At 65.4% G+C, this 5531-nt stretch carries 4 protein-coding genes; all 4 read left to right on the forward strand.

Annotated features, from left to right (window positions below):
- A partial coding sequence (locus DBR20_RS07095) for an MFS transporter (RefSeq protein ID WP_219927799.1) occupies positions 1 to 665 on the forward strand: 665 nt, incomplete at its 5' end.
- Positions 662 to 1897 carry a TetR/AcrR family transcriptional regulator gene (locus tag DBR20_RS07100; RefSeq protein ID WP_181393035.1) on the forward strand — a complete coding sequence of 412 codons (1236 nt, stop codon included), beginning with the start codon at positions 662 to 664 and terminating at the stop codon, positions 1895 to 1897. The genes DBR20_RS07095 and DBR20_RS07100, both read left to right, overlap by 4 nt.
- A gap of 126 nt (positions 1898 to 2023) precedes the next feature.
- Positions 2024 to 4306 (forward strand): TonB-dependent receptor, encoded by a 2283-nt coding sequence (locus tag DBR20_RS07105; protein ID WP_108265684.1) that lies wholly within the window; start codon positions 2024 to 2026, stop codon positions 4304 to 4306.
- Positions 4303 to 5499, forward strand: a complete 1197-nt coding sequence (locus DBR20_RS07110; RefSeq protein ID WP_108265685.1) for a Ca2+-dependent phosphoinositide-specific phospholipase C — start codon at positions 4303 to 4305, stop codon at positions 5497 to 5499. The genes DBR20_RS07105 and DBR20_RS07110 overlap by 4 nt, the downstream gene beginning before the upstream one ends.
- Positions 5500 to 5531: the final 32 nt, after the last annotated feature.

Below are 5531 nucleotides of genomic sequence, written 5' to 3' on the forward strand. Positions count from 1 at the left end.
TTGATGGGCGGGTGCCGTTGATCGCCGCAGCGACGCAGGACCGGTCAGGGCATCTGCCGCCATTGCCGATCCCGCTGTTGCTGGCGATGTTCTTCGTGCTGCTGGCCGGCGCACCCCTGTTCGCCAAGCTGGAGCCGTATTTCGTGGCACATGTGCTGCGCTCGCCGGCCTGGGGCGGTGCGCTGCTGGTGGCCGGCTCGCTCGGTACGCTGTCCGCGCAGCCACTGGTACATATCGTGCTTGCACGGCAGCCACGGTCGCCGGTGATCTTCGTGGGCAGTCTGCTGCTGATGCTGGCCGCCCTTGGATGGTGGTGGCTGGCGCCGGCCACGTGGGCCGCAGTAGCCTGCGCCGCCATGATGGGACTGGTGGGGGGCGTGCTTGGCATGACGCTCTGGGCAGCGTTCGCTGATGCTGCCGCGTGCATGCCACCGGCACGGGTCGGCCTGGCCTTTGGCCTGCTCACCGCCACCAGCAAGTCAGCGCTGGCCTGCGGTGCTTGGCTGCTGGGGCAATGGCTGGCGGGTTTGGATTATCGTGGCGAAGACAGCGTGCACTTGCCGAAACTGATGGCGATGGGGCCGGCAGCGGCGGCAGCGGCCTGCCTGCTGCTGGTAACCGTGGGTTGGCAGGTGCTGCGCAGAACGCAAGGAATGAAGGCATGAGTGAACGAAGTGGAGTTGCAGCTGCCATCAACGCAGAGACGCTGCCGATGGCCGCGCGACTGCTGCAGGTCGCCCGGCGCGAGCTGGCAACCGGCGGTACCCGCGCGCTGGGATTGCGCCGTCTTGCGGCAGCCGCAGGGGTCACCCTGGCCACGCTCAGTTACCACCTTGGCAGCAAGCCACAGCTGATGCAGACGCTGGTGGATGCCGAACGTGAGCGGGATCGCCGCTGGCACGCCGGTTGGCTGGAGCGCATGGCCGCGGTGCCGCGCTGGGACGCTTTCGCACTGGCTGCGGCAGTGGAACAGTATCTGGACGCCGCACGGACCGACGATGTTGACGACGACGCGCGGCTGACGGCGCTGGTGTGGGCAGAGCTGGCGCTGCATGCCGGTGTCGATAGGGCTACGGCCGGGTTGTTGCAGCCGTGGCTGCAGGAACGTCGTGGTTTCTGGCAGCAGCTGATGTCCGGCCGGATCGAGGATGCAGACCGTTGGGCCGAAGTGCTGTTCGCCTATGCCAGCGATGAAGGCGTGCACACGTTGGCGGTGGGCACGCTGCAGGACTATCGCTTGCTGCGCCGGCTGGCGATCGAGCGCCTGGTGCATGGTCTGCATCCGCAGCATCGGCATGGATTGACGCAGACCACGGCGGTGTTCGAAGCGCTTGTGCAACGGCTGGATCCGGTGCTGGGCCTGGCGACGCCGGAGGCAGTTACGCCGCTGCTTGAGCCGGGCCGGCGCCGCGATATCGCCGTGGCCGCCTGCGAAGTGATCCTGGAGGAGGGCGCGCAGGCGCTGACCCATCGTGCGGTTGGTGAGCGCCTGGGCATTCCGGCGTCCAGCGTCGCCTATCACTGCAGAAGCGGCGCCGACCTGTTGTTTGCCGGGCAGGAAATGGTCTACCTGGTGGCGCAGGGGCGCATGCCGGCGCCACGCGATGATTCGCCGGCACAGCGGCAGCGGGTGACCATGCGCGGCACGCTGTCGATCAGCCTGGCCGCTGCACGTGATCCCGCGTTGCGCCCGCAGGCGGTGGACCTGCGCAGGTTGCGCGGTGAGAACCTGGCCCGGCTGTTGCGCGATGGCGGGCATGCTCTGGCCGATCGCCTGGATGCGCAGGCGGCGGCGATCGTCGGACTCGGGGCAACCGCGCTGACGGATGCCGAGGGTGCGGATCAGGCGGCGCCAGCCGCACTTCTGGATTGGCTGTTGCGGGACCTTGTTGGCTGAACAAGTGTCCTGCATGATCTTTGTTTCTGCATTGAAGGTGGATGCATTTACCGTACAGGCGTAATGCGACTGTCATTGCGCCCGCCTAGGATCGCGCCCTGAACCTACCACCCAGGGGATCCACCCATGCCGTTTCATCCGTTCCAGCCCAGCGGCCTCAGCCTGGCCCTGGCCGTCGCGCTTGGACTGTCGAGTACTGAACAAGTGTCTGCACAGGCAACCGATACCGCGGCCACGCCGACCCAGCTCGATGCAGTGACCGTGACCGCGCAGAAGCGCGAGCAGTCGATCAAGGATGTGCCGATCTCGATCGCGGCAGTGACCGGCCAGGACATCGAGAAGCAGAACTTCACCGACTTCGAGCGGTTGTCGACCCGCATTCCCGGTTTCTTCGTGCAGCAGCAGACCGACAGTTCGGCCAGCTTCGTGATGCGTGGCATCGAGGCCGGCAACTCCGGTGCGGTGTCCGAGCCGAGCATTTCCTTCTTCCTCAATGATGTGGACACCAGTCGTTCGCGCGGCATGCTGAAGGAATTGTTCGACATCGAGCGGGTGGAAGTGGCGAAGGGGCCGCAGGGAACGCTGTATGGCCGCGGCGCGCAGATCGGCGCCATCGCTGTGTACACGCGCAAGGCCGATCCTTCCAACGCGGAATGGCAGCTGGAAGGACAGCTCGGCAACCATGGCCTGTACAGCGCCACGGCCATCTACAACACGCCGCTGGTGAAGGATGAGCTGGGCCTGCGCCTGGCCGTACGCAAGCGCGAGCGCGATGGCTATGTAAGCAACCTGGCCGGTGGCCCGGAGTTGAACGACGACGACATGGGCGCGGCGCGCCTGTCGCTGCGATGGCAGCCCTCCGACGCCCTGTCGATGGATCTGATCGTGGACCACCAGGCCGACGACGATGGCTTCGTGATGACCAAAGCGATCAACGTTGCTTCACCGGGCGGCGACACCAGCCCCTTCAGTGATGCTGCGCAGAACAGTTACGATCCACCGCAGCGTCGTCGCCAGACCGGGGTCACCCTGCTGACCGACTGGAATCTGTCAGATGCCTGGCAGCTGCGTTCCATCAGCGCTTGGCGCAAGGTGGAATTCTCCGAATCATGGGATATCGACGGCACCACCTATCCCTTCCTGATCGGCCGCAACCTGGCCGACAACCAGCGCATCCTCAGCCAGGAGTTCCGCCTGGGGTTCGATGATGGCGGCGTGTTCCGTGCCAACGTCGGTGCGGGCTACTACCAGGACAGCACCTACAACCTGGCCGAAACGGTGATCAACGAGCAGTACCTGCTGGCCGGCTTTCCGCGCGTGACCACACCGGTCACGCGCTACCTGGGACGTGCGGTGACCGAGGGCGTGGCGACCCGCACCTCCACCCGCAACCGGCGCGGCAGTGCGTCCGCCTACGCCAACGTGTCGTGGGACCTGCTGCCGGTAGTCACCCTGGACGCCGGCGTGCGCTATACCCGCGACCAGGCCCGCGTGCGCAACTGGGCGCGGGTGTCCACCATCGACGGCGTGGCGCCGATCGCCATGCCCAACGGCCTGGGCAATTCGCTGGGACAGGAGTTCAGCACCGACGGCGACTTCAATCTGCTGCAGCCGCGCGCAGCGTTGACGTGGAAGCTCAGCGAGCAGATCAACCTGTATGCCGGCGTATCACGCGGCCTGCGCTCGGGCTATCCGCAGATCAGCTTCGCCGCGCCGGTGAACGGAGAACCGCGCCCGGTGTTCGGCAAGCTGGGTACCGAGGAAGTGCTCAACTACGAAATCGGTGCCAAGGGCACGGTGGGCAAGCGCCTGTACTTCGACGCAGCAGCGTTCACCTACGACTACAAGGACTTCCAGACCCGTGCCAGCGACATCACCGTCGGCATGGTCAATGCCGGCAAAGCCTCCGCACAGGGCCTGGAACTCAGCGGTGCATTGCAGCTGACGCCGGAACTGACCCTCTCGGGCGCCTATGCCTACCTGCATACGCGCTATGACACCTTCAACGAGGTGGTCAACGGCGTGCTGGTGGACCGTTCCGGCAACGTGTTCCGGATGGCGCCAAAGCATACCGCCAGCCTCAGCCTGGACTGGCGCGCACCGGCGTTCGGCCGTTGGGAAGTGTTCGCCAACGGCAACTATGCGTGGCGCTCCCGCTACTACCTCAACAACGACAATCTGGACAGCGAGAGCCAGAAGGCATTCGGCCTGCTCGACCTGCGGGCCGGGTTCGAACGCAACGACGGTGCGTTGCTGGTCGAAGCCTACGTGGAAAATGCGCAGGACCGCGAGTGGGTGCGCGATGTCGGCAACGGTGGCAAGTTCTTCGGCGTGCCAACCGCCATCCGCGCCAATCCACGGATGTTCGGCATCCGTGTGCGCCTGCAGGGCTGGGGGGAAGCGCGATGATCCGTCTCCTGTTGCCAATGGCGCTGCTGTACACGCTGGGCTTCAATGCACTGGCGTCGGAGCCGCGCTTGAACCAGATCCAGGTCATCGGCACCCACAACAGTTACAGCCAGCCGGCCGATGCGCGCGTGTTCACCGTGATGGACCCGCTGTTGAAACCGGTCATCGACGGCATGATGAAGCAGATGCCCGAGCAGATGCGGCAGGCTTTTGCCGATGAGCACCCACATGCCTTCGAGGGTGGCCTGCAACCGGCGCTGGAGTATCGCTTTCCGACCCTGGATACACAGCTTCGATCCGGTCTGCGCAGTGTGGAGCTGGACTTGAATGTCGACCACGAAGGCGGACGTTTCAGTGATCCGCTTCCGTATCGCCTGCTGCGTGCGCAGGGCGTGCATGACCTGGAACCGTTGCACGATGCCGCGTTGCGCGAACCGGGATTGAAGACGCTGCACATGGTTGATGTCGACTTCCGCAGCAGCTGCCCGACCTTCCGCCTGTGCCTGCAGCAGCTGCGCAGCTGGTCCGATGCCAACCCCGATCACACGCCGGTGTTCGTGCTGCTGGAACCGAAGTTCTCCAGCTTCACCACTGCGGTGACCGGTGCCACGCCGGTGCAGCCTTTCGATGCGCGCGCTTTTTCTGAAATGGACGCATCCATCGCCGGCATCCTCGGCCGGGAGCGGGTCATCACACCGGACGATGTCCGCGGCCAGCAGCCGACCCTGGAAGCGGCTGCACGCGCGGGCCAGTGGCCGACACTTTCGGCCGCGCGCGGCAAATTCGTGTTCCTGATGATCGTGCCGGGCCTGAACCTGAAAACGTTCGCACCGTATCTGCAAGGGCACCCGAACCTGGAGGGTCGCATGGCCTTCGTGCAGGGGCGGCCGGGCATGGACCACACGGCCTTTGTGATGATCGACAACGCACTGACCCGCGGTGATGAGATCCGCGCGCTGGTGGGAGAAGGGTACCTGGTGCGTAGTCGCGCCGATATCGATACCGGCGAAGCGCGTGCGAATGATACGTCGCGGCGGGAAGCGGCACTGGCCAGTGGTGCGCAGATCATCTCCACCGACTACCCGTTCACGCCGAACATCTTCGGCAACGACTATGTGGTGAAACCCTTTGCCCAAGGGCTGCGGGCGAACCCGGTGAATGGTGCTGCGGGCATCGCCCAGCCGCGTCGATAGCGCTGCCGGCTGGCGGTTGCGATGCCTTTCCT

It is taken from the genome of Stenotrophomonas sp. HMWF023, from assembly GCF_003060985.1.
Lineage (GTDB): Bacteria > Pseudomonadota > Gammaproteobacteria > Xanthomonadales > Xanthomonadaceae > Stenotrophomonas > Stenotrophomonas lactitubi.